Origin of the sequence: Anaerobacillus sp. 1_MG-2023, from assembly GCF_030547345.1 — a bacterium.
Lineage (GTDB): Bacteria > Bacillota > Bacilli > Bacillales > Guptibacillaceae > Guptibacillus > Guptibacillus hwajinpoensis_B.
In genome coordinates this window covers 35,453-59,893 of sequence record NZ_JAUORD010000016.1, presented here as the reverse complement: position 1 = coordinate 59,893, position 24,441 = coordinate 35,453, and the positions used below count along the sequence as shown (strand labels likewise).

The following is a 24,441-nucleotide window of genomic DNA, read 5'->3' as shown; positions in this document are numbered from 1 at the left end:
TTTTGTGCAAACGGTTTCACTAATCGTATTTTCAAGGGGGAAAAGGATGAAAAGGGGTAATCGAAGGAGATTTTCACTGTCACTCGTCGTCGTTCTTTTGATTCAAATGCTTGCTGGAGCTATTCCTGGAGCAGTGAAAGCGGCAGCAGTTAGTCCTGTCATAGACGGATCATCAGCTACGTTTATTTATGAAGGAGATGGGAGCGAAGAATCGGTCCTTGTTGCAGGTGATCTTACAAATTGGCAGGAAGGGGCACTTCCACTCGAGAAGGTAGATGACGTCTGGGAGTTAACGATAGATGATCTATCCGATGGACTTCATCAGTACAAATTTATCGTGGGAGATGAATGGATGAAAGATCCTTTAAATCCAAATGGTGGCGATAATAGTACCTTTACGATTGGCGAGGTGACAGACGAACGAATTGTCACCCTTGTTGGCGATTTGCAGGACGAGCTCGGTGCTTCAAAGGAATGGGATCCAACAGCTGAGGAAACAAAGTTGGAAGCCATGGGAGGAGGATTTTATGAATTCTCTGGTGAACTTCCAGCAGGGAGTTATGAATATAAAATAGCGATCAATCAATCTTGGGGAGAGAGCTATGGTGATGGTGGAAACAATCTTAAATTAACGCTGGATGAGAAAACAAAAGTAACGTTTTATTATCATGATGGGACACATGCGATTGCAGATTCAACTACTTACACACCCCTAAAAGAAAAATCACCTAGACTTGTTGGCTCGATCCAGCCTGCCATTGATGCAGGAGCAGAGTGGAGCCCTGATCAGTCAACAGCGCTTCTGTCTGATGATCAATTTGATAATGTCTATTCCTTTACGACAAGTGTACCAAAAGGGAATTATGAGTATAAAGTGGTGCTTGGCGATAAATGGGGAGACGATTATCCAGCAGAGAATGCAAAGTTGAACGTCATTGAAAAGGCAGACGTCACGTTCTTTTTCAATGCCGATTCAAAAGAAGTAAGCACAGATTATAGTGCTGAAGGGTCAGATGGTGCAGTAAATATGGCAAGTCTTCTACATAACTCATGGGAAGAAGCTTATCGTGCTCCGTTTGGCGCTGTGAAAGAAGGAAAGACGGTGACGCTACGTCTAGCTGCAAAGAAAGATGATGTAGCGAAAGCCGACCTCTACATCAAGAATCAAAATACGGGTACAAGCAAGCTGATCTCAATGGAGAAGGCAGCCACAAATGATGGGAATGATTTTTGGGAAGCGAAAGTAACGCCTGAAGAAAAAGGACTTTACGGCTATAAATTTATCGTGCGTGATGGTTCAGCAAAAGCGGAGTATGGAGAAGATACGAAGCAAGGAGCGGTTGGAAAAGCAGTTGATACGAATGCTGAACTTTATCAATTAACGGTCTTCGATCCAGGATACGAAACGCCAGACTGGATGAAAGAAGCTGTTGTGTATCAAATTTTCCCTGATCGATTTAATAATGGAAATGAAGAAAACGATGATGCGAAGGAAACCGCACGTGGTCCTGAACCAATTGAGCACCAGGAGTGGGGAAAGCTTCCCGATAATCCAAGGCTTTCGGACAGTGCAGATTATGATGGAGACAAGATATGGAGTAACGATTTCTTTGGTGGGGATATCGAAGGCATTCAAAAGAAGCTTGATTATATTCAATCCCTTGGTGTAAATACCCTTTATTTAAATCCAATTGCGAAGGCAGCATCAAATCATAAATATGATGCAGCGGATTGGAAAACGATTGATCCAATGTTTGGAACACCTGAGGAATTTAAAGCATTTACCGATGAACTTGAAAAACGTGACATGCACCTGATTATGGATGGCGTATTTAATCATGTTGGGGATGACTCTATCTACTTTGATCGCTATGGTAAGTACGATGTCGTTGGGGCTTATGAATATTGGTCTCGTATTTATGACCTAATGAATAACGAGGACATGAATGAAAAAGATGCGAAAGTAGAAGCACGAAAACAGCTTGAAAAAGAAGGCCAAACGTTTAATGACGAATATGGCTTCCATAACTGGTTTAATATCAAAAATGAAAAAGTGAAGGATGAGAATGGGAAGGAACGCTACGACTATCAGGCGTGGTGGGGATATGATTCTCTTCCTGAAATCAAAAGCGTTGAAGGAGACGCAGTTAATTATGATAGTGAGTTAAACAATGAGAAATTCTCTGATTACATTATGTATGACAAAGATTCTGCATCGAAATCATGGTTAACAAATGGGGCTTCCGGATGGCGCCTTGATGTCGCAAATGAAGTCGATATGGAATTCTGGCGTGAGTTCCGTGATGAATTGAAATCTGAAGAAATGGCCGGTGCCGGAGCAACGCTCAAGGATGGGGAAGAGCCGCTGATTCTAGGTGAGATCTGGGATGACGCATCAAAATACTTCCTTGGGGATCAATATGATTCCGTGATGAACTATCGTTTCGAAGGTGCTATTCTTGATTTCTTGAAAAATGGGAATGCAGCAAGTACAGATGAGAAGTTGATGGCAGTACAAGAGGATTACCCTGGTGAGGCGTTTCATGCGCTCATGAATTTAATGGGGTCTCATGATACGCCGCGTGCAATCTATGTACTTGGTGGCGGAACTGACACGTATGAACGAGCTGAGTTTGATCCGAATTACGATCACGAGCTTGGCGTGCAGCGCTTAAAGCTAGCTGCGGTTCTGCAAATGGGTTACCCAGGTGCCCCAACGATTTATTCCGGTGATGAAGCAGGTGTAACGGGTTCTAAAGATCCTGATGATCGTCGCACGTATCCGTGGGGAGATGAAAATGCAGAGTTAGTAAAGCACTATCAAGCTGCAGGAGCTGTTCGTACTGAAAATGCAGATCTTCTTGCATACGGGAAGCTCACAACCCTGCATGCAGACGGGGATGTCTATGCTTTTGCTCGTACGAATGATGACGGTGCAGCAATCATTGCAGTGAACCGCGGTACCAAGGCGCAAACGATTGAACTAAATGTGAAGGAAGTTGTGAAAAACAACATTTCATTTACAGATGGACTCGCGAAAGATGACAGCGTAACGGTGAAGGATGGTAAGGTTTCGGTAACGATTCCTGCGATGACTGGCCGCATGCTAATTGCTAATGAAGGTCAGAATTTTGAGCGACCAAAAGCGGCTAGCGACTTGAAAGCTTCTGCTGGAGAAGGAAGCGCAACCCTTTCTTGGACAGGAGATGCAGCGAAATACAAAGTGTATCGCTCAACGCTACAAGGGGCGATGTATGAAGAAGTGAGTGTAACGGAAGACAAGGAACTTACCGTTGATGGATTAACTAATGGCCAAGCTTACTTTTTTGCCGTAACGGCGATCGATGAGGGTGGCAATGAATCGGTAAAGGTGGAAACGAAGGAACCAACGATTCCGCACATCGAGTGGAAAGAAGGAAAATACGAAATTTTTTCAGTTTCAGTCATTGATGATCAAGTGCTGGATCTATCTAACACTTTCGCAATCGAAGCCAGTGTAAAAATAGATGGCGCAACGGAATCAGGTCTTGCAAAAGGATTAATTGGAAAACTTCAAGTAAAGCATGACGGTGAGTGGCAAGAGTCTAAAGCGACTTACACAGGACAGGAAGAAGAGGCTAATGGATTTAAAGCGGAATTCCGCCCAATTGAGAAAGGAACATACGCTTACCGACTTGCTTTTTCAACTGACCGTGGAGCTACGTGGAAAACAACGAATACAGAAGAAGTCACGTTCTCTCAAGATCAGGATGATATGAAGGCCCCTGCAGATGCTGTGAAGCTTGAAGAGCCGTTAAAGGAATCTGCACAGGTAACATTAAACTGGGCACTTGAAGGAGCTGACACCCCTTACTTATTAGCGGTTGAGCGGGATGGTCAAACGGTTGAACTTCTAGATAATGTAGAAGCGATGACGTACACCGACTTCGCTGTTGAGAACGGCAAAGCGTACACCTATCGCATCGTAGCGTATGACAAAGCTGGAAATCAAACCGCTTCTAATAAAGTAACGGTAACTCCGGATATTGTGATGGTAGACGTAACATTTAAAGTGCATGCGCCTGACGATACACCACTTAGCGCAAAAGTAACGATGCCTGGTGATCAAAATGGGTGGAGTACAAGTGCATGGGAAATGTCTCGTAATGGAGCGGTATCACCGGATTGGGAACTACAAAAATCTTTCCCAGAAGGAACGGTCTTAACGTACAAATATGCAAAAGGGGAGTCATGGGATCAGGAAGGACTTGCCGACCATACGCGTAATGATAAGTCTGATGATGACGTCAGCTTCTATGGTTACGGAGCAGAAGGTACAGACCTTAAAGTGACGGTAACTAACCAGGGCAGTAATAAAATGGTTGTACAAGATGAAATTTTCCGTTGGATCGATATGCCCGTTGTCGTAAACTCTCCTGAAAATGGTGCCGTCTCGGAAGGCGATACGGTTACTTTTAAAGGAAATGCGATCAAAGAAGGTAACCTAACAATTAATGGTGAGAAAGTAAACGTGAATGAGGATATGACGTTCACACATGAAGTAAAGCTAGTAAATGGTGAAAATGAAATACCAATTACAATTGAACCATCTGAAGAAAATAAATCTAAGATTTTCAATAACGATGGTGGAGCGATTGGAAAGAATACAAAGAAATATACGTGGAAAGTGACATCTGATGCTGGTGAATCGGAGTCGAAGCATCCAGTGAGGATATTTGGAGATAATCGCTATGATACAGCTGTGGAAATCTCAAAAGAAGGCTGGGACGAAGCGGATACTGTTGTTATTGCACGAGGAGATAACTTCGCAGATGCGCTGGCAGGGGCACCACTCGCGTATAAATTAGATGCACCAATTCTTTTAACGCGTGAAAAGGGGCTTGAGAAATCGGTCATAAGCGAAATTAAGCGCCTTGGTGCGAAGAAAGTGATTATTCTTGGCGGGACATCAGCCGTACCGAAATTTATCGCTTATCAGTTAGAAGGACTCGATTTGAAAGTGAAACGAATCTATGGAGATGATCGTTTCGAAACAGCTGCTAATATCCAGGCGAGTCTTGGTGGTAACCCTGATAAAGCTGTCGTAGCAAGTGGAATGAACTTCCCTGATGCCCTTTCTGCGGCATCTTACGCAGCAGAAAATGGTTATCCAATTCTGTTTACAAAGCAAGACGTTGTGCCAAAAGCAACGGAAGTAGCCCTGCGCAGTGTCGACCAGGCGATCGTCGCTGGTGGTGAAGCGGTGGTTAGTGAAAAAGCGTTCAGCAAGCTACTGGATGCGAAGCGCTATGCTGGAGAAAACCGCTTTGGTACAGCGGCGTCAATTGCAACTGAACTTAACCCATCTCAGCACGTGTTCATAGCAACAGGAATGGACTTTGCTGATGCGTTAACAGGTTCCGTTCTAGCTGCCAAACAAGATGCAGCGATGCTTCTTGTAAAGCCAGATGACTTGCCGTCTGAAACAACTGAAGCCATTGAAGAACTAAAAGCAGATACGTACACCATTTTAGGTGGAGTCAATGCGGTTAGTGATGATGTGGTGGAGGGGTTGAAGTAGGCAATGCTTGATGGAGTTCAATGGGGTCAGGCTCGTGCCTGACCCCATCAAAAGACAAAAGCTCTGAAAGTGTCCGCCTCAGGTGGACACTTTTTTAATGCAAATGACTCTTCAATTGCATTGAACCTATAGTGGATAAGGGTTTAACGGTAGGAGATGAATGAGGGGGTCAGGTACGTACCTGACCCCCTCATTCATCCCTATTACCTCCCTCTCCATTTTCCTTCAAATGAATTAAAAAATATTTCTGAATAATTTACAAATTAACTATTCCCAAATTCTTGAAAGGTGGTATACTACAATTATTAACCCCGATATGGTAGAAATTCCCCATTTTCCTTACTAAAGGAGCAATTCGAATGGCTCGTAAGAAACGCAATTGGTTCCCAGGCGCTAAGTACCATATTATCTGTCGAGGGAATCGAAAAGGACCACTTTTTGAAGAGCGTATTGATCGTCTGAAGTACTTATTACTTTTAGAACAAGCTCGTCTCGTTTTTTCGTTTCGCCTACACGCATACTGTCTCATGACTAACCATGTGCATCTCTCCATCGAAACCTTCGATCATCCCCCTGGTGAAATCATGAAAGTGATCAACTCCAACTATGCAAGATATTTCAACGACAAATATGAGTACACAGGACATGTCTTTCAAGGTCGCTATTTCGCTGAACTGCTCGATTCGATTGATTATGAAATTGACGTGAGTAAATACATCCACCTTAATCCAGTTAAAGCCCATATGGTAGTAAAGCCAGCGGACTATATGTGGAGCAGTTATCGTGCGTACATTTCTGATCGCAAGAATCCACACGCTTTCCCAGATTACATACTCTCACTTTTTCAGGAACCTGCCAGGAAAGCCTACCGGCGTTATGTCGAGAATAGTGAACCCTCAACACCACCAGATCTTGTTAAACAATGTCCAGAGCGAAAAGGTAGCAAAGTATATGTGCTCTCTAATCTTCCAGAGTAACAATTGAAAAAAATCCCGCCATAAAAATTAATCACGAAAGAGAAGTGAACGAATGGAGCGCTGGATCTGGCTAAGTTCGATTCCGCATGTGGGTCCGGTGACACAAAAAAAGCTGTTGACCGCTTTCGGAACTCCTGAACGAGTCTATGATGCCTCTCTCTCTGAACTTCAAAATGTCCGTGGAATCTCTCGCCTTGCACGTGAAGCAATAATGGCTACCCGTTCACTTGAGAAACCAAAGCGCATTCTCGAACTTGTTCAGCAAAAGGAGATCTGGCTATTACCCCGAGATGACCCGCTTTACCCTGTTTATGCAAAAAATGTTCCTGAATCGCCTGTTCTCTTATATTACAAAGGTCATATCAAGCCAAGCTTACCTTCTGTCGCCATAGTTGGTTCCCGTTCTTGTTCTAACCATGCACGATGTGCTGCGGAAGAGTTATCCACCAAACTCTCAAGCCTGAACATCCCTGTTATTAGTGGTCTCGCTAAAGGAATCGATCATGCTGCTCACACTGCCTGCCTCGCAAATTGTGGGCATCCGATTGCTTTTGTTGCAAATGGAGTTGATGCTTGTTACCCGAAAGAGCACCGCTCGCTCTTCGAAGCAATATCAATTGAAGGCGCTGTCATATCGCAGTATCCACCTGGCACAGCACCTACACCAAAGCAATTTATTCAGCGAAATGCGTTAATCAGTGCATGGTCAAGTCATCTCGTGATTATGGAAGCTAAAGTGAAAAGTGGTGCTATGACGACAGCTCACTTTGCGCGGAAGCAAGCAAGAAACGTCTCTGTTTTCAATAGCAATGATGCTCGATTTAGACAGGGGACAAACTGTCTAATGAAGCAAGGTATACGCCCTTATATTGATTTTCATTCAATTGAAAACGAATTAGAAAACCCATATACTCTTGAGTCACCAAACTAGTATACTCCTCGCTAGACTAACGTGTAATGATCCCTCAAGGATCTTCAAGATCATCTCCCCCGACTAGAGCATGATGGATCCAACCCATCAGGGAAGAGATGTAAGAAAGAAGAAGATAAACCTGCCTCTTAACCATCCAATCGAGCCATCGATAGGATGGTTTTTCTTTGTGATCAAAAAACTAGTTCTTAAGACTAGTATGTTAATAAAAAATGAAAGGGTAAAGAAAAGTGAAATCTATCGTTATATATTAATTTCACCGTTTCTTTACAATGCGAAAAATTAAATAAAGAGTTTTCAAGGAACAATTAGTGTCCCGTAAGCGCGGACAAAAGTAGCGAAAACAGCGGTTTTGTATGTGAAGGGGGTCAGGCTCGCGCCTGACCCCCCTACCACAAAATGAAAGCGTCATCTAAATTTAGACAATTTACGCTATTTTTACACATCTGGGTCAAAAGTTATTGTATACTGACAATTGGTGGTATCATCACCAAAATTCGACTACATATCCGGGGGGATGAAATTTGAAACGAAGGTCAACCAGTCGTTTTATTAGCTTTGCGCTAATATTTTCAATGGTTCTTAGCTTTTTCGCATTACCAGTTTCACAGCTTTCTGCTTCTGCTGAAGGAACAATTACCGTTAGTGAAGCAATCGCAAATAATACTGGTTCTGCAACAGTAGAAGGGTATATTGTAGGCACAACTTCTAACGGACCATCTTACAACTTAGAAAATGCTAATAACGTAGACACAAATATTGCTATTGCAGATTCTGCCAATGAAACACAAGCAGAAAATATTATTCCAGTACAACTACCAAAAGGATCTTTAAGAGATGACCTTAATTTAATCGCTCATCCTGAAAACAAAGGGAAGAAGATCCAAATCACTGGAAACCTCGCAACGTACTACGGTGTTCCGGGACTCAAAGAGCCTTCAGCTTACACATTTCCTGATGGAACAGCTCCCGACCCAGGCCCAGATCCAGAACCTATCGAGCTCTCAACAATCACTGATGCTAGAAAAGTAGCAAATGGTACACAAGTAAAAATAAAAGGCATTGCCACAGCTTCCTTTGAAACGGGTGGCCAAACGAACTTGTTTATCCAGGATGACACTGCTGCCATTATTGTGCGTGCTGCAGGCATTACGGCTCAACCAGGTGATGAAGTAACTGTAGAAGGCGCCATGTCAGATTATTTTGGCATGCAGCAAGTACAAACTAGTGCCTCTAATGTAGCCATCACAACGGAAGACAAAGGTATCCCGTCCCCTCAGTCACTCAAATCCACTGATCTTTCCAAAGATAACGGTGAACAGCATGAAGCTTCATTCACTCAATTTAATGATGTCACTGTTAAGTCAGTCGATAGCAATGGAAATTTCACCGCTGAAGACGCTTCAGGTGAATTTGTCATTAAACCAACAAATAAATCCCTACTTGAAGTAGGTAAAACCTATGAAATTCTTAAAGGTGTTATTGACTACAACTATAACGAATACAAACTCGTACCTAGAAGTGCGGCTGACGTCATCGAAACAGCTTTCTCAGTAACGGCGAATCCTGCCTCAGGTTCTGTTATTGAAGGCACGATGGTGAAGCTTGCAACAGCAGAAGAAGGCGCGACGGTTCATTACACAACAGATGGCAGCGAACCGACAGCTGAAAGTACAGAATACTCAGCGCCAATTGAACTAACTGAAGATACAACGATTAAAGCTGTCGCAGCTAAAGACAATAAATTAAGTGAAGTCGCGACTTTTGATTACACTGTTTTAAAGTCTGCTGATGGCATTAGCATTCACGATATTCAAGGTTCAGACCACAATTCTCCTTATGAAGGAATGGCTGTTACGAAAATTGCTGGGATCGTTACGGCAAAAGACGGCAATAACGCCTTCTACATGCAAGAAGTAAATCCCGACGATAGCAACGCCACTTCAGAAGGAATCTATGTTTATAAAAGCGGCGGCGCTGGCGTAAACGTTGGCGACAAAGTAGAAGTAGACGGTCAGGTGAAAGAGTATAAAGAAGGTGGTTATAGTGACGCGAAAGACCTTCTCACTACTCAAATTACTGCCTCTTCCATTACAGTTGCTTCTTCCGATAACACATTGCCAGAAGCGATCGTAATCGGAACAGACCGCACGCCTCCAACTGAAATCGTAGAAGATGACGAAATGAAATCTTTTGATCCTGAAACAGATGGACTGGACTTTTATGAAAGTCTTGAAGGAATGCTTATTGAGATTCCAGATGCAAACGTAACAGGGCCGGTGAAATACGATGAGCTTCCTGTATACGTAAACACAAGTGAAGATCAACTTCTTACTCGTGCTAACGGACTGCTGCTTTCTGCAGACGATCCAAACCCTGAACGTCTCTTAATTGACGTTGATGGCATTGATATTGACGTAACGACTGGTGATCGTCTCGATGGCTCCGTCACTGGAATCGTGAGCTACGATTACAGTAATTTCAAAATCCGTCCGACGGGCACATTCCCATCTGTGATTGATGGTAATACAGAACGTGAAGTAACGAAAATGGAGTCATCAGAAGGCGATCTAACTGTTGCTTCTTATAACATTGAAAACTACTATCCTGGTGTTGGGGAAGAGAAAACAGGCAAAATTGCTGAATCGATTGTAAAGAACATGAAAACACCAGACATCGTTGGTTTAGTCGAAGTACAAGATAACAATGGTCCTACAGATGACGGCACGACAAGTGCAAACGAATCATATGAAGCGATTATTCAAGCGATTGAAGAAGCAGGTGGCCCAACATACAAGTTTACTGAAATCGCACCTGAGGATAAAACAGATGGCGGACAGCCTGGTGGAAATATTCGCGTTGGGTTCATCTATAATCCTGAACGCGTTAATTTCTCTGAGAAGAAACCTGGTGATGCAACAACTTCAGTTGGCGTCGATGAAAACGGACTAACGCTTAATCCTGGACGCATTGATCCAACAAATGAAGCGTTTGAAGATTCCCGTAAATCACTTGCAGCTGAGTTTGAATTTAATGGTGAAAAAGTGGTGGTTGTAGCGAACCATTTTAATTCAAAAGGCGGAGATGGCGCACTATTTGGTGCTGAGCATCCTGTTGTATTAGGAAGTGAAGTACAGCGTGTGAAACAGGCGTCAATCTTAAACAACTTCGTAAATGACGTAGTGACGAAGATGGATGGTGGCAACGTTGTTGTTCTAGGTGACTTGAATGACTTTGAATTTTCGAAGCCAATCCAAACGCTAGAAGGCGACGTACTAACAAATATGGTCAAAAAGCTTCCAACAGAACAACGCTATTCTTACAACTATCAAGGAAATGCGCAGGTGCTCGATCATATTCTCGTATCGAACAATCTAGCAAACCGTACGATGATTGATAGCATTAACATTAACTCTGATTTTAGTGAAGCAGATGGCCGCGCAAGTGACCACGATCCAATGCTTGCGAAGATTCAAATGAACAACAGCGTTGACCGCACTTCAGGAGACACACGTTACGAAACAGCAGTAGAAATTTCGAAAAAGGGATGGGAAAGTGCTGAAACAGTAGTGATCGCAAGAGGCGATGAGTTCCCGGATGCCCTTGCAGGAGCACCGCTTGCGTACAAATATGATGCACCGATTCTTTTAACTGAACAGAATAAGCTAAATCCAGCTGTGAAGAAAGAAATCGAACGTTTAGGCGCGAAAAAAGCGATCATCCTTGGCGGTACCTCAGCGATTTCTTCATACACGGAATATGAACTAAAAGGTCTTGGTTTAAAAGTAGATCGTATCGGAGGAGCAACGCGTTACGAAACAGCTGTGAACATTGCAGCGAAGCTTGACGGGACGCCTGAAAAATCGATCCTGGCGAATGCCTTTAACTTCCCAGATGCCCTATCTGTTGCTTCGTATGCAGCGAAAAATGGCTACCCAATCGTGCTAACAGATGACGATCAGCTTCCTGCTGTTTCGAAGAAAATTTTAAATTCAACGGACGAACAAATCGTTGTTGGTGGAGAAAGTGCGATCAGTGAAGAAATTGTAGACATTCTTTCCAAACCAGTTCGTATTAGTGGAGATACTCGTTATGAAACGTCAGCTGCTATCGCAACCGTTCTAACACCTGATGCGGATACAGCGATTGTAGCCACTGGTGTGAAATTTGCGGATGCGCTAACTGGTTCTGTCCTTGCAGCAAAAGAAGATGCTGCGATCCTTCTTGTGAAGAAAGATGAAGTTCCTGAGAAGATTTCAGAAGCAATTGACGAAAATGACATTCATAACTTCCATATCCTCGGCGGTCCTAACGCTGTAAGTGATGATGTTATGAACGATTTAAAGAACAACTAAAGTAAGGATAGGGCGGGAATTCTCCGCCTTCTCCTTTTCTATGAAACTAGTTATAAAGTAATGTTTTGAATATGTTAACTATTGCGACAAAAAGGACCATTCACCTAGTAGTCTAGTATATAATGAAAATCGCGGAGGCATTCCGACAAAATTTGAGTTTTCGAAAGGGAAGGGATTACGTACATGAATATGAAAAAACCTCTTTTCGGTGTTCTATCAACAGCAGCACTAGCAATGGGGATTGCAGCAGCATCACCGTCACCTGTAGAAGCAGCAGGCGATTTCGATCTTACAATTATGCATACAAATGATACACATGCGCACCTTGATAATGCTCCAAAAAGAGTAACAGCTGTAGAAGAAATTCGTGCAGCTCGCGCCAATACCATTTTATTAGACGCTGGAGATGTTTTCTCTGGTACCCTCTTTTTCAATAAATACAAAGGTCTCGCTGATGTTCAGTTCATGAATATTATGAAATACGACGCGATGGTACCGGGTAACCACGAATTTGATGAAGGTCCAAAGACGTTCTCTGAATTCGTCAAGCAAACGAAATTCCCGATCGTAAGCTCAAATATTGATTACAGCAAAGATCCTTATCTTAGCCCTCTATATAAAAATGAAATGGCGATGACTGGTGATGATGGTACCATCTATCCAGCCGTTATCCTTGATGTAAACGGCGAAGAAGTGGGTGTGTTCGGTCTAACGATTGAATCAACAGATGAGCTATCAAGCCCAGGCGAAACGATTTCCTTCCAAAATCATCAGGAGCAAGCTGAAAAGATGATCAAAATGTTCCAGGATAAAGGCGTAAACAAAATCGTAGCTCTTACTCACCTCGGAAAAGCGGTTGAAGTTGAGCTAGCTAAATCAGTAGAAGGCATCGACGTGGTTGTTGGTGGTCATAGCCACACGAAAATTGAAGAAGCGGTTGTAGTTGATACATTTGAAGATCCAACTCTAGTTGTACAAGCAAATGAATATAGCAATTTCTTAGGTGATCTTGAAGTGACATTTAACGAAGAAGGCGTGCTAACGGATTGGGATAATGAACTTCTTGATTTGGGTAGTAAAAGTAAGTTCGAACCTAACGCAGAAGCAAAAGCTCTTTATGATGAACTGAAAAAACCACTCGAGGAAATTGAGAAAGAAGTAGTCGGTCAATCTGATGTTTATCTTAATGGAAAACGTGCATCTGTAAGAACAGGTGAAACGAATCTAGCAAACTTAATTACTGACGGCATGCTTTACAAAGCTCAGCAGTTTACTGATGCAACAATCGCAATCACAAACGGCGGAGGAATCCGTGAATCAATCGATGAAGGGCCAATTACGTTAGGAGAAGTTCTCACAACGATGCCTTTCGGAAACAACCTCGTTACGCTAGATATGACTGGTGCAGAAATCATTGATTCATTGGAACATGGGGTAAGCGGTGTGGAAACGCAGGAAGGTCGCTTTGCTCAAGTAGCCGGGCTTCGGTATTCCTTTGATAAAGATCTTCCTTCTGGTGAACGAATTCTAGATGTAAATGTGAAAACAGAAAACGGCTATGAAGATATTGACCCAGAAGCGACTTACACTGTAGCAACTAACGCTTATATCGCTCAAGGTGGAGACGGATACGATGCAATGGGTGAAGCTGCCGCTGACGGACGTATGAACGAACTTTTCTTCGTAGACTTTGAAGTATTTACAGAGTATCTCGATGAAATTGGAACAGTTAAAGCGAAAGACGAAGCACGTATCGTTGAAGCAGATGCTGAGCGTATCCAGGGTGAAACGCGCTATGAAACGTCTGTGAAAATTTCGCAAGAAGGCTGGGAGACTGCAGATACGGTTGTTCTCGCACGTGGCGATTCCTTCCCGGATGCACTAGCAGGAGCACCACTTGCTTATAAATACGATGCGCCAATTCTTTTAACAGAAAGCGGATCACTGAATAAAATGGCGAAAGAAGAAATTGCACGTCTTGGTGCGAAAGATGTCATTATCCTTGGTGGCACAAGTGCAGTAAGCAATTACGTGAAGTTCCAGCTTGAAGGTATGGGAATCGATGTTGAGCGTATTGCAGGGGACAACCGATTCGATACAGCTGCAAACATTGCAGCGCGTCTTGGTGGATCTCCAGATAAAGCGATTGTAGCAAACGGCATGAACTTCCCAGATGCTCTTGCAATTGCACCATACGCTGCACAGAAAGGTTATCCAATTCTACTAACAGAAGCTGATGAAATTCCATCTGCAACTAGCAATGCGCTTAAAGGCATTGATGGATCGATCATCGTGGGTGGCGAAACAGCTGTTAACGGTAAGCTAGATAAGAAGCTACATGCTGAAGATCGCTATGCAGGAGACAATCGTTTCGGTACAGCGGCTGATATCGCTACAAGCCTTAACTCTTCAGCACGCGTTTACGTTTCCACTGGCATGAACTTTGCTGATGCCCTTTCAGGATCTGTTCTTGCAGCGAAACAAAATGCTGCAATGCTATTAGTGAAGCCGAATATGCTTCCGAAAGAAACAGCAGAAGCGATCGAGGACATGGAAGCTTATGACTTCAACGTTCTTGGTGGAGAAAATGCTGTAAGTAACGACATTTTAGATCAGCTCAAAAAGTAATCTATTCATTACGAAAGCGCGGGGAACATTTCCCGCGCTTTTTGATATTTATTTTATGAATAGGCAGGTATTGAAGAAAGGAAAGCTAATTGTATACGTAACGATTCGTTATAACGAATTATTTTTGGGGAGGGTTCTGATTGAAGAGGTCGGGAAAGCGAAAAATCAGTCCGCTGTTGCTAATGGTTCTCGTGTTCGCCATGATCATGCCGTCTCAAGCCTTCGCCACTGCAAGTCTCGATGAAGAAAAAAACAATGTTTATTATGCTGCCCTTGGTGATTCACTCGCGGCTGGCGTCATGTCGAACAATACTCTCGGTTTAAGTTATGCCGACTACATAGCTCAGGATATAGATCGCGTAGGTTTATTAGGAAGCTACGAAAAACCTTTTGCGGTGCCTGGAGCGACTTCTAAAGATTTGTTGAACGCTTTGATGGATCGTGACATGCAAGTTAAGATCGCCTCCAAAAATATGATAACGATTACGATCGGTGCGAACGATTTTCTTCAAGTACTCGGTTCGGAACCGGAACGATTGAAGAACCCAGAAGAAGTCAAAAAGATCATCACTGAGCTATCGGAAAATTACGCTGCTATTATGGGAATTATAAGAAGCGTTAATGCGTCCGCGGATGTTTATTTAATGGGATACTACAATGGTTTTTACGCATTCCCTGAGGCGGAACAGCGTTCGCTCGTTGAACTGACAAAGACAGTGAATGGGATCATTAAGCAGATCGCGTCCGATTCATTCAGCCACTACGTTCCCACCTATGATGCCATTTCAACAGATTATGCAACCTATTTGCCAAATCCTAAAAACATTCATCCATCGGCAGCGGGTTACATGGCGATCGCCGATGAATTTTGGGAGCAAGTGAAATTAAATTTGCCAACAAACGTTAATAGGATCGCTGGAGCTAATCGATATGAGACAGCAGTGAAAATTTCTCAAGAAGGCTGGAAGCAAAGCGCGCAAGGAGTTGTGATAGCAAGAGGCGATGATTTTCCTGATGCGTTAGCTGGTGCTCCGCTTGCCTATGATTTAAATTCCCCTATTTTATTAACACACTCTGACGGTCTTGATAAAATTGTAAAGGATGAGATTGAACGACTCGACCCAGAGTTCGCGATTCTTCTTGGAGGAGAGCAGGCTCTTTCCAAAGATGTGGAAGATGAATTAGGCACAATGAAAATTCCAGTTGAACGAATAGCAGGAGCGAATCGCTATGAAACAGCTGCAATGATTGCAGTGAGTCTTCCTCCATCAAATAAAGCTGTTATTGCGAACGGTATGAAATTTCCAGATGCTCTTGCGATTGCCTCTTACGCAGCGGAAAATACGTATCCCATCTTGCTAGCAAAACAGAATGAACTCCCAGAAGATACGGCCGAAATTCTCAAACAATATCCTGAGAGCATTGCTGTGGGCGGTACGGCTGTTATTTCGGAAAGCCTTTTCGAAAAGTTACCAAAAGCAAAGCGATACGGGGGTAAGAATCGTTATGAAACAGCTTCAATTATTGCAATGGAATTAAATCCATCGCATAAGGCTTTTGTCTCAACGGGTCTTGAATTTGCAGATGCGCTAACCGGAAGTGTTCTTGCTGCCAAAAGGGACAGTAGTTTTTTGTTAGTAGATCCATATAATATGCAGGATGCGGTCATTGGAGCAAAAGAAAAGTTAGGCATCTATCATTTTACGATTCTAGGAGGTCCGAAAGCGGTTAGTCCTTCCATTGAAAGGGAGCTTATTGGAGTTGAATAGTCGAAGAATGATTTCTGAGGGATCAGCTTACGAGCTGGTCCCTTTTGTTACCGAAAATTGCAGAATTATGGCAATTTTTCACTCCCTAATGGTAGACTTGTAGAGTATAAAATCTACTGAAACACTTTGGTCAACTATAGGGGGAGCAGGATGAAGAAAAGCATCTATGGAATCGGTTTACTTTTATGTAGTCTGTTCATCATTTTGGGAGCAGGCAAGGCAAATGCGATGCCTGCGCTACAAGAAACGCAGGAGCTCGTTCAGCCATCAGGAGAGACATTTGAGGCGTCACTCAGCGGCAGTGAAAATTTTCATTGGTGGACGGCGAACGATGAATCTGTGATTAAAATAGGGGAAGACCAATACTGGTATTACACTCGTATTGTTGGTGAAAATCTAGAAGTTACACAAGCTAGATTTGCTATTAATAAAAAGCCTTCTGACGCGGCAGAGCTTGAAGATGTGAAGAAGCTCCAACCGACTGAAGGAATGAATACAAAGCAAAAGGAGATTCCAAATGCGGATGATTCATTTGATTTATTGAGTGCAGGAGCGAAGGAGGACACGCTTGTTTTATTAGTTGAATATAGCGATGCAAAAATCACTTATTCAGATGCAGACTGGCGTAACCGATTCTTTGGCGCTAGTGGGAGTACGCTAAACCACTATTATGATGAAGTTTCAAAAGGAAAGCTCGGATTTAAAGGGGCTGCCGAATCAAGCGGAACAAATGATGGGATCGTAAGGGTAACACTACCGTATGCTCACCCTCGTCCTGAGACGGCAACAAATCCAGATAGTACATATTCACAAATCATTAAGAATGCGCTAAAGGCATCGAATGATAAAGTAAACTATGCTCAATTTGACCAAAATAAAGACGGTTCTATTTCTTCGGAGGAATTACATATTGTCACCATTGTATCCGGTGGTGAAGCAAGTTATGGAGATACGGGGAAAGTGGTTTGGGGTCATATGTCGAGCCTTTATGAAAGCGAAGCTCCCCGCCTTGATGGAGTGAAAGTAGGCTCTTATCAAGGGAACGGCGGCTACACGATGTTTGGGGAGAAACATGGCGGACATATGGCAACCGTTGGAATTATTGCACATGAAATGGGCCATGATCTGGGGCTACCGGATCTTTATGATACGGACGGCACTTCAGATGGCGTTGGCATCCACAGTTTAATGGGAAGCGGTTCTTGGACAACCCATAACAATGAGTACGAAGGATCTTATCCAACTCATCTCGATCCATGGTCCAAAATGGTGCTTGGTTTAGAGCGACCTATTGAAGTGCAAAATAATGGCTCATATGAAGTTGGGAATTTTACTTCTGACGATTATTCCATATTGAAATTAAAAACAACCGATGAATCGGAGTACTTTTTAATTGAAAATCGTCAGTTTATTGGCTTTGATATCGGTTTAGCTGATCAGGTGGCGTCGCCTGGAATTGCCATCTGGCATATTGATGAGCAGCAGCTGGAAAATCGTCAAAACAATAGAGATGAATCACATAAAGCGGTGGATGTGGAAGAAGCAAATGAAAGTAGATTGGGTTACCCGGAGCTAGATCAAGATCCAAATACGCGATTATACTACGATCATTATTATAGCGGGAATGGCTACAGTCGCTTTAATAGCTCTACATCACCAAATAGCAAAGTGTATTCAGGGGCTAGTTCAGGCGTTTCTGTTACAGTTGATGATCCGAATAGCGATACAATGATGGTTTCAGTAAAAGTGCTGCAGGGAGACGATCAGCTTCCACCTGTATGGGCTAAAAACGCAGAGCTTACGGCTAGCTCTATTAAAAATGACAGACTGACATTAAATTGGTCTGAGGCGACAGACACTTCTGGGGTTGAATCTTACATCGTCTATAAAAATGATCGCGTGTTAAAAGAAGTGGAAGCAACGACAAGAAAGCTTACCGTTCAGGGGCTTACTACGAATAAAGCCTATGATTTTCGAGTAGAAGCGGTGGATAAGAAAGGCTATGTTACAACGTATGGCCCAGAATTGACCGTGAAAACGTCAGCGAACACAGTAAAACGAATCGAAGGCGCGACTCGTTTTGATACAGCAGCGAATGTGAGTGCGAAAACGTATGATAAGGCGGATACGGTCGTAATTGCGAGAGGTTTAGATTTCCCAGACGCTCTCTCTGGTGCGCCACTTGCTTATCAACTAAAAGCGCCTATTCTCCTTGCGAAAACGAATGAACTTCCAATAGAAACGGTAGAAGAAATCGACCGACTCGAGGCGAAGAAAGCGATTATCTTGGGTGGAGTTAACGCAATTTCACCTGCAACAGAAAAGAAAATTAAGTCACTCGGACTAGAGGTTGAACGGATTAGCGGGGATAATCGCTATGATACTTCCGCAAAAATTGCGAAGCGCATGGGAGGAGATCCTGAGAAAGCGGTGATCGCCTATGGTCTTAATTTTCCAGATGCCCTTGCGATTGCACCATATGCTGCGCAAAATGGCTATCCCATTTTGTTAGTGGATAAAGAGACAATCCCTGCGGCAACAAAACTCGCGCTGAAAAACATTGATGATACGGTTGTCATCGGTGGTGAAAGTGTGATTACAAAAAAATTGTATCAAGGTCTTCCGTCACCAGAGCGTATCTCAGGTGCCAATCGGTTTGAAACGGCAGCTAAAGTGAAAACCACCTTTTATCCAGAAGCTAAATCAGCTTATTTGGCGACAGGATTTGGTTTTGCAGATGCCCTTGCAGGCTCTGTGCTAGCGGCGAAAGATGGCGCACCACTTTTGCTAGTGAAGTCTGATGAGCTTCCAAAAGAAACGGTAGAAGCGATGAAAGGGATGAATGAGTTCAACTTGCTAGGCGGTCAGTCAGCTATTAACGGAAAAGTTGAACAGCGCTTATATCAGGAATAATGCGACAAAAGATGCGTTCCAATATTAAGAGATACAGGGAATTTGACCTGTATCTCTTATTTTTTGTAATAAATAACAGGACATCTCTTAAACTTTGTTGAATTATAGCCGATAGTAAAGACAGAGTGTCGATATTTAGGACAGCAATTTAATTGGAATGAGGAGGATCTGGATGCAACCTTCATTGGTCAAGAAAGCAATAACTGGTTCTGCGTTTGTCGCTGGAGTAATGTTTGTTCAACCTGATGGTGTAGAAGCAGCGTTTGGGGATCAAGAGCTTAAGCAAGGCATGAATAATCAGGACGTCAAAGAGCTACAAGATGTATTGAAGGCGAAGGGTTACTTTACTTACCACACGTCAACAGGATACTACGGTCCAATTACAAAGGATGCAGTCAGCCAGTTCCAACAGGCTGTCGGGTTAAAGGTTACGGGGGTAGCGACAACTGATACCCTTCAGAAGCTAGCAGGAACATCAAAAAGTCAATCGTCAGCTGCGTCGTCTTCATCCACTTTGCAAATCGGATCCCGCGGACAAGAGGTAACGGATCTTCAGTCCAAACTGAAAGCGGCAGGCTACTATTCCTACAACGTGGATGGGATTTATGGTCGAATTACACAGAAAGCTGTGCAGGATTTCCAAAAAGAAAAGGGGCTTTCCGTAACAGGGAAAGCAGATTCTACAACGCTCAATGCCCTTGCAAACGCAAGTTCATCAAGCTCAAAATCATCAAGCTCTTCTTCCGATATTTCCATCGGGATGCGGGGGAGTGCAGTAACGGATCTTCAGTCAAAGCTGAAAGCAAAAGGCTATTATACATATAATGTAGATGGCATTTTTGGTCAAATCACGAAGAAAGCCGTACAAGATTTTCAAAAGGCAAAGGGACTTTCGCAAACAGGCGTAGCGGATAGTAAAACCTTATCGGCCCTGTCAGAGAGTGGGGATGGAGCAAAGCCTACGAGCGGACTTACTGTTGGCTCTCGAGGAAGTGCCGTAACAAATCTTCAGCAGCTATTGAAAGATCGAGGCTACTATTCCTATAACATAGACGGGATCTTTGGTAGTATTACGCAAAAAGCGGTCAAAGAGTTTCAAAGTATCGTAGGTTTACAGGCAACGGGCATTGCTGATGATAAAACGATCGATGCTTTGAAATCCAGAAGTCAGCAAGAGACGTCAACAGTTCTTAAAGTTGGTTCAACCGGGAGTGCTGTAACGGATCTACAAAATAAACTTAAAAAAGCAGGAACGTTTCATGTTGAGGCGACAGGCTACTTTGGCCCTGTCACTGAAAAAGCGGTCAAGGACTTTCAGAAAGCAAAAAAACTGCAGGTGACAGGCACTGCAACAAAGGAAACAATGAATGCGCTTGACGGCTTAACAGATAAAGTCGAGTCATCCCCTTCAACTGGAGAAGATTATGGTGATTTGTTAAAAAAAGGCTCAACAGGATCACTTGTGAAAGAGCTTCAGTCTAAATTACAAGCGATTGGCTTATACAGAGGTCCACTTGATGGTGATTTTGGAAATGGCACAGAGCAAGCTGTTCGAAACTTCCAATCACGTAACAAGTTAACGGTTGATGGAGTTGTAGGACCAGCAACATGGGAAAAGCTAAAGCAATCGACTGGATATGAAGGGAATAGCAATGGGGACAGCGGAAGCGGGAGCGGCAGTTCCAACTTTAGCGTGATGGACCTTATTGCAGATGCATCTGTATACATAGGTGTTCCTTATGTGTGGGGTGGAAACACGCCAACACAGGGCTTTGACTGCAGCGGATTCCTCGTCTATGTGTTTAACAAGCAGGGCGTATCCTTGCCAAGAACAATGGCACAAATGTGGAACGTTACAACAGCTGTCAGCTCTCCATCCGTAGGAGATATCGTGTATTTCACAACATACAAACCAGGTGCGTCACACGGAGGTATCTACATCGGAAATAATAAATTTATCCACGCCGGCTCTTCAACAGGCGTCACCATTAGCGACATGACATCAAGCTACTGGGCACCGAGGTATTTAGGGGCGAAGCGCGCGCATTGATTTTTTTAAAAGGGGTCAGGTACGTGCCTGTGAGCTGACCCCGCTTAAAGACAAAACCAGCAAAAGTGTCCACCTATCGCGGACGTTTTTGCTGGTTTTTTTATTCATAAGATCACCTAAAACCCCTGTTTTTACAGTGTTTACCAGATATAATTGGGGTGGGGATCAGAGAGGTGCCTGTGAGCTTACCCCTCTCTGTCCCCGACTACAGTAAAGGAGTGAAGGAACAATGACCATAGCCGGAAAAACACTTAAACAGTGGAAAAGTGACCATCCATTATTAAACGACCTTCTTCAATTAAAAGAAGTATATTGGAGAAATCCGCAAAAAGTAAAAATGGCTCAAACAACTGAGCTTTCGATGACAGACATCCAAGATGCGGAAGCTCGTATGAAACGCTTTGCTCCTTATTTCCGCAAAGTATTCCCAGAAACGAATGGCATCATTGAATCTCCAATTTCAGATATTAGCAAGATGAAAGCAAAACTTGAGAAAGAAGAAGAGATCAGTATTCCAGGGGATCTTCTTCTAAAACGGGACGATATTCTTCCAATCGCCGGCAGCATTAAGGCACGTGGTGGCATTTATGAAGTACTCAAACATGCAGAAAAACTTGCGATTGGACATGCGATTTTAACGAAAGATGACGATTATTCCATTCTAGCTGACAAAAAGTTCACTGAGTTCTTCTCAGCCTTTTCGATTGCGGTAGGCTCTACCGGAAACCTCGGTTTAAGCATCGGGATTATGTCAGCGAAACTCGGCTTTAATGTCACGGTCCATATGTCGAGTGACGCAAAGCAATGGAAGAAAGACCTTCTTCGCGAAAAAGGCGTTCAAGTTGTGGAGCATCAAGCAGACTATGGGGCTGCGGTAGAAGAAGGCCGGAAGCAGTGCGAGAAGAAGCTGACTTGTTATTTTATTGATGACGAAAATTCAAAAGACCTCTTTCTCGGATATGCAGTAGCAGCGCTTCGTTTGAAAAAGCAGTTTGATGAGCGAGGCATAAAGGTGGACGCTGAGAACCCGCTTCACGTTTATCTTCCATGCGGAGTAGGCGGCGGCCCTGGCGGCATTGCTTTCGGGCTTTCTCAGGTATTCGGAGAACACGTGCACTGCTACTTTGCAGAACCGACACACTCCCCGTCAATGCTTATCGGCTTAATGACAGGTTTACATGATCAAGTGTCCGTTCAAGACTTTGGGATCGACAACATGACTGCGGCAGACGGTCTTGCTGTAGGAAGACCATCAGGCTTTGTTGGACGCGTCGTTCAACCGATTCTTAATGGTGTTTACACCGTCACGGATGAGCGAATGAAAGAAATGCTCCGCTGGGTTTATGAAACCGAGCAAATTAAGCTTGAGCCTTCAGCTCTCGCGGGAATGAGCGGGCCACAAGTAACAGCGGTAGATGGGAAGAGTTTGCGTGGTACGCATCTTGTATGGGCAACAGGTGGGAGCCTTGTGCCGGATAAGGTGTGGAGAGAAGAGTGAAAGGGGTCAGGTGCGAGTCAGACCCCCCATAAAGACAAAACCACCAAAATAAGCTGAAAAGTCCCTACATTGAGGACACTTCAGCTTATTTACATCCTCAAACTTATGAAACAATACGACCTCCTCATTCGTATCTATATAAAGATTGGTCAAAAATGTAAAATCATATTGTTAGAGGGGGCGAGGAGTTGGAATTGTTCTTAGAGATTTTAGGATTAACGGGTGATCTTATTTTCTGGAGAGATCCTCCAGATGGGCAGCGGATTGAAGCAAATATTGCCGCATTGATGGCATATAGCTGGTTCGTTGAGCTTATTGAGAAACCTCAATATAACAAGTTAATTCAAGAAAATTCTTCTGTACGATATGTAATTGGAAAAATGAACATAAAAAAGCTTAAAAAATCACCGATGTATGAAGATCGAAAAGAACGGAAATTGAAAAATGTAATCCAAAAACAGTTAGCATCCGGTTGAGAAAACAAATGAAACGGATTTCTGTTTCACAACGGAATGAGAACGGAGGAAAAGCAAAGTGAAATTTTACATTGCATCGAGTTTTCAAAACAAACAACACGTGCAAACACTCGCTTCAGAATTAAAACGTCACGGCTTCAAGCATACATACGATTGGACGAAAAATGAAAAAGCCGCTACGTTCGATGAACTTGCTTCAATCGGAGAAGCAGAATTAGAGGCAGTAAGAACAGCTGATTTCCTAATTGTTCTGCTTCCAGGAGGAAAGGGAACTCATATTGAACTTGGGATTGCGTTAGGTCGAGAAACCCCGGTTTACCTATTCAATGAAGATGGATTCCATAACGCAAAAGAAGCGAGCACCTTCTACCATACTAGCGGGGTAACGAGAGTGGAAGAGAGTTATGAGCAGCTCGTTAAAACCATTTTAGAAAAGCAGCATAGCTAAGGGAGAAGGGGGCCAGGTTCGCACCTGTCCCCCATTTTAACGTGACCTCTCCATCAAACCGCCTCCGCTCTCACTCTCCGCCCACGCACCTCACGCACTACTTTCCAAATCACAAACACACCAAGTCCAATAATTAAAATACTGAGCGTGTACGTCAGCTGCACTGGTTTATCATCTTTCACAAATATGCCAAAGTAGCCCCATAAAAACACGATTGGATAGATCAAATCGTCGTTGTAAAGGCTGAAGTAAACCGCAAGTCCTGCACCGATAATGAGAATGATAATCGTCCAGGTTAACTCATTCATACCAAAAATCAGCGATACGTTATTTTCTTGAGCGACGACGAATGCATCCACGATCGTTGCAATCGATGTCCAAGCGAGATAGAAAGAGAACGGTACGCTAAAAAAGGAAGAGCGCTCAGAATTTTTCGTAATAATAGCGTAAAGGATAGACAGGGTAATCAATGAACCCGCGATAAACAAAAGCGCAACCGATTTACTTACAAGGAGAGCTGTTCCTGATAGCAGCATGCTGAATGCAAAAAGATAGGAAACTTTCACATACAAGGCCTGATCACACTCACTCGCTGTAAATTGTCTAACGAGTGAAATGAGCAAAAGTAAATAAATCAATAACCAAATCGCGAACGTATAGCCGGCGGGGGCAATCAGTACATCATTAGTACTCGACATATCTCCTGAGAAGAGGAGTGAAGAGGCGAGCAAATACAAGTAAGCAGCAATCGTAACGAGCTTCATGGTCATGACCGTTCCTCCTTCATAGGTCTAGTTACTCGTATGCTACCCCGATTGGAGGATTCCTATTAAACG

At 43.4% G+C, this 24,441-nt stretch carries 12 protein-coding genes; 11 read left to right on the top strand and 1 reads right to left on the bottom strand.

Going from position 1 to position 24,441, the window contains the following annotated elements:
* Nucleotides 1–46: 46 nt before the first annotated feature.
* The 11 genes from Q4550_RS20540 (at nt 47) to Q4550_RS20490 (ending at nt 23,605) form a co-directional block, all read left to right on the top strand.
* Complete coding sequence (locus tag Q4550_RS20540) at nt 47–5,560, top strand: alpha amylase N-terminal ig-like domain-containing protein (RefSeq protein WP_303535642.1); 5,514 nt, start codon at nt 47–49, stop codon at nt 5,558–5,560.
* Between the two features lie 359 nt (nt 5,561–5,919).
* Nucleotides 5,920–6,537: a transposase gene (locus Q4550_RS20535; protein ID WP_303535640.1), complete on the top strand. Its 618-nt coding sequence runs from the start codon at nt 5,920–5,922 to the stop codon at nt 6,535–6,537.
* A gap of 52 nt (nt 6,538–6,589) precedes the next feature.
* Nucleotides 6,590–7,468, top strand: coding sequence for a DNA-processing protein DprA (locus Q4550_RS20530; RefSeq protein ID WP_303535639.1), 879 nt, complete (start codon nt 6,590–6,592; stop codon nt 7,466–7,468).
* 524 nt (nt 7,469–7,992) lie between these two features.
* Nucleotides 7,993–11,823 carry a cell wall-binding repeat-containing protein gene (locus tag Q4550_RS20525; protein WP_303535636.1) on the top strand — a complete coding sequence of 1,277 codons (3,831 nt, stop codon included), beginning with the start codon at nt 7,993–7,995 and terminating at the stop codon, nt 11,821–11,823.
* Between the two features lie 183 nt (nt 11,824–12,006).
* Nucleotides 12,007–14,451, top strand: a complete 2,445-nt coding sequence (locus Q4550_RS20520; RefSeq protein ID WP_303535634.1) for a cell wall-binding repeat-containing protein — start codon at nt 12,007–12,009, stop codon at nt 14,449–14,451.
* A 140-nt stretch (nt 14,452–14,591) separates the two neighbouring features.
* Nucleotides 14,592–16,220 carry a cell wall-binding repeat-containing protein gene (locus Q4550_RS20515; protein WP_303535632.1) on the top strand — a complete coding sequence of 543 codons (1,629 nt, stop codon included), beginning with the start codon at nt 14,592–14,594 and terminating at the stop codon, nt 16,218–16,220.
* Nucleotides 16,221–16,370: 150 nt separating this feature from the next.
* On the top strand, nt 16,371–19,133 hold the full coding sequence (locus Q4550_RS20510; protein WP_303535630.1) for a cell wall-binding repeat-containing protein: 2,763 nt from the start codon (nt 16,371–16,373) through the stop codon (nt 19,131–19,133).
* 172 nt (nt 19,134–19,305) lie between these two features.
* Nucleotides 19,306–21,183: a C40 family peptidase gene (locus Q4550_RS20505; RefSeq protein ID WP_303535627.1), complete on the top strand. Its 1,878-nt coding sequence runs from the start codon at nt 19,306–19,308 to the stop codon at nt 21,181–21,183.
* A gap of 229 nt (nt 21,184–21,412) precedes the next feature.
* A complete protein-coding gene (locus tag Q4550_RS20500; RefSeq protein WP_303535624.1) occupies nt 21,413–22,681 on the top strand; it encodes a D-serine ammonia-lyase in 1,269 nt (422 codons plus the stop codon).
* A gap of 188 nt (nt 22,682–22,869) precedes the next feature.
* Nucleotides 22,870–23,157, top strand: a complete 288-nt coding sequence (locus tag Q4550_RS20495; protein WP_303535622.1) for a hypothetical protein — start codon at nt 22,870–22,872, stop codon at nt 23,155–23,157.
* A 58-nt stretch (nt 23,158–23,215) separates the two neighbouring features.
* Nucleotides 23,216–23,605, top strand: a complete 390-nt coding sequence (locus tag Q4550_RS20490) for a nucleoside 2-deoxyribosyltransferase (protein WP_303535620.1) — start codon at nt 23,216–23,218, stop codon at nt 23,603–23,605.
* A 53-nt stretch (nt 23,606–23,658) separates the two neighbouring features.
* Here Q4550_RS20490 and Q4550_RS20485 read toward each other — a convergent pair whose 3' ends face one another.
* The gene (locus Q4550_RS20485) at nt 23,659–24,375 is read right to left on the bottom strand and encodes a hypothetical protein (protein ID WP_303535618.1); all 717 of its coding nucleotides are present in this window, start codon (nt 24,373–24,375) and stop codon (nt 23,659–23,661) included.
* Nucleotides 24,376–24,441 lie beyond the last annotated feature (66 nt).

Excerpts from the sequence above, each read along its gene's own strand:
- Q4550_RS20510 (WP_303535630.1), top strand. The coding sequence starts at position 16,371 with ATGAAGAAAAGCATCTATGGAATCGGTTTACTTTTATGTAGTCTGTTC.
- Q4550_RS20530 (WP_303535639.1), top strand. The coding sequence starts at position 6,590 with ATGGAGCGCTGGATCTGGCTAAGTTCGATTCCGCATGTGGGTCCGGTG.
- Q4550_RS20520 (WP_303535634.1), top strand. The coding sequence starts at position 12,007 with ATGAATATGAAAAAACCTCTTTTCGGTGTTCTATCAACAGCAGCACTA.
- Q4550_RS20540 (WP_303535642.1), top strand. The coding sequence starts at position 47 with ATGAAAAGGGGTAATCGAAGGAGATTTTCACTGTCACTCGTCGTCGTT.
- Q4550_RS20535 (WP_303535640.1), top strand. The coding sequence starts at position 5,920 with ATGGCTCGTAAGAAACGCAATTGGTTCCCAGGCGCTAAGTACCATATT.
- Q4550_RS20505 (WP_303535627.1), top strand. The coding sequence starts at position 19,306 with ATGCAACCTTCATTGGTCAAGAAAGCAATAACTGGTTCTGCGTTTGTC.
- Q4550_RS20500 (WP_303535624.1), top strand. The coding sequence starts at position 21,413 with ATGACCATAGCCGGAAAAACACTTAAACAGTGGAAAAGTGACCATCCA.
- Q4550_RS20485 (WP_303535618.1), bottom strand. The coding sequence starts at position 24,375 with ATGACCATGAAGCTCGTTACGATTGCTGCTTACTTGTATTTGCTCGCC.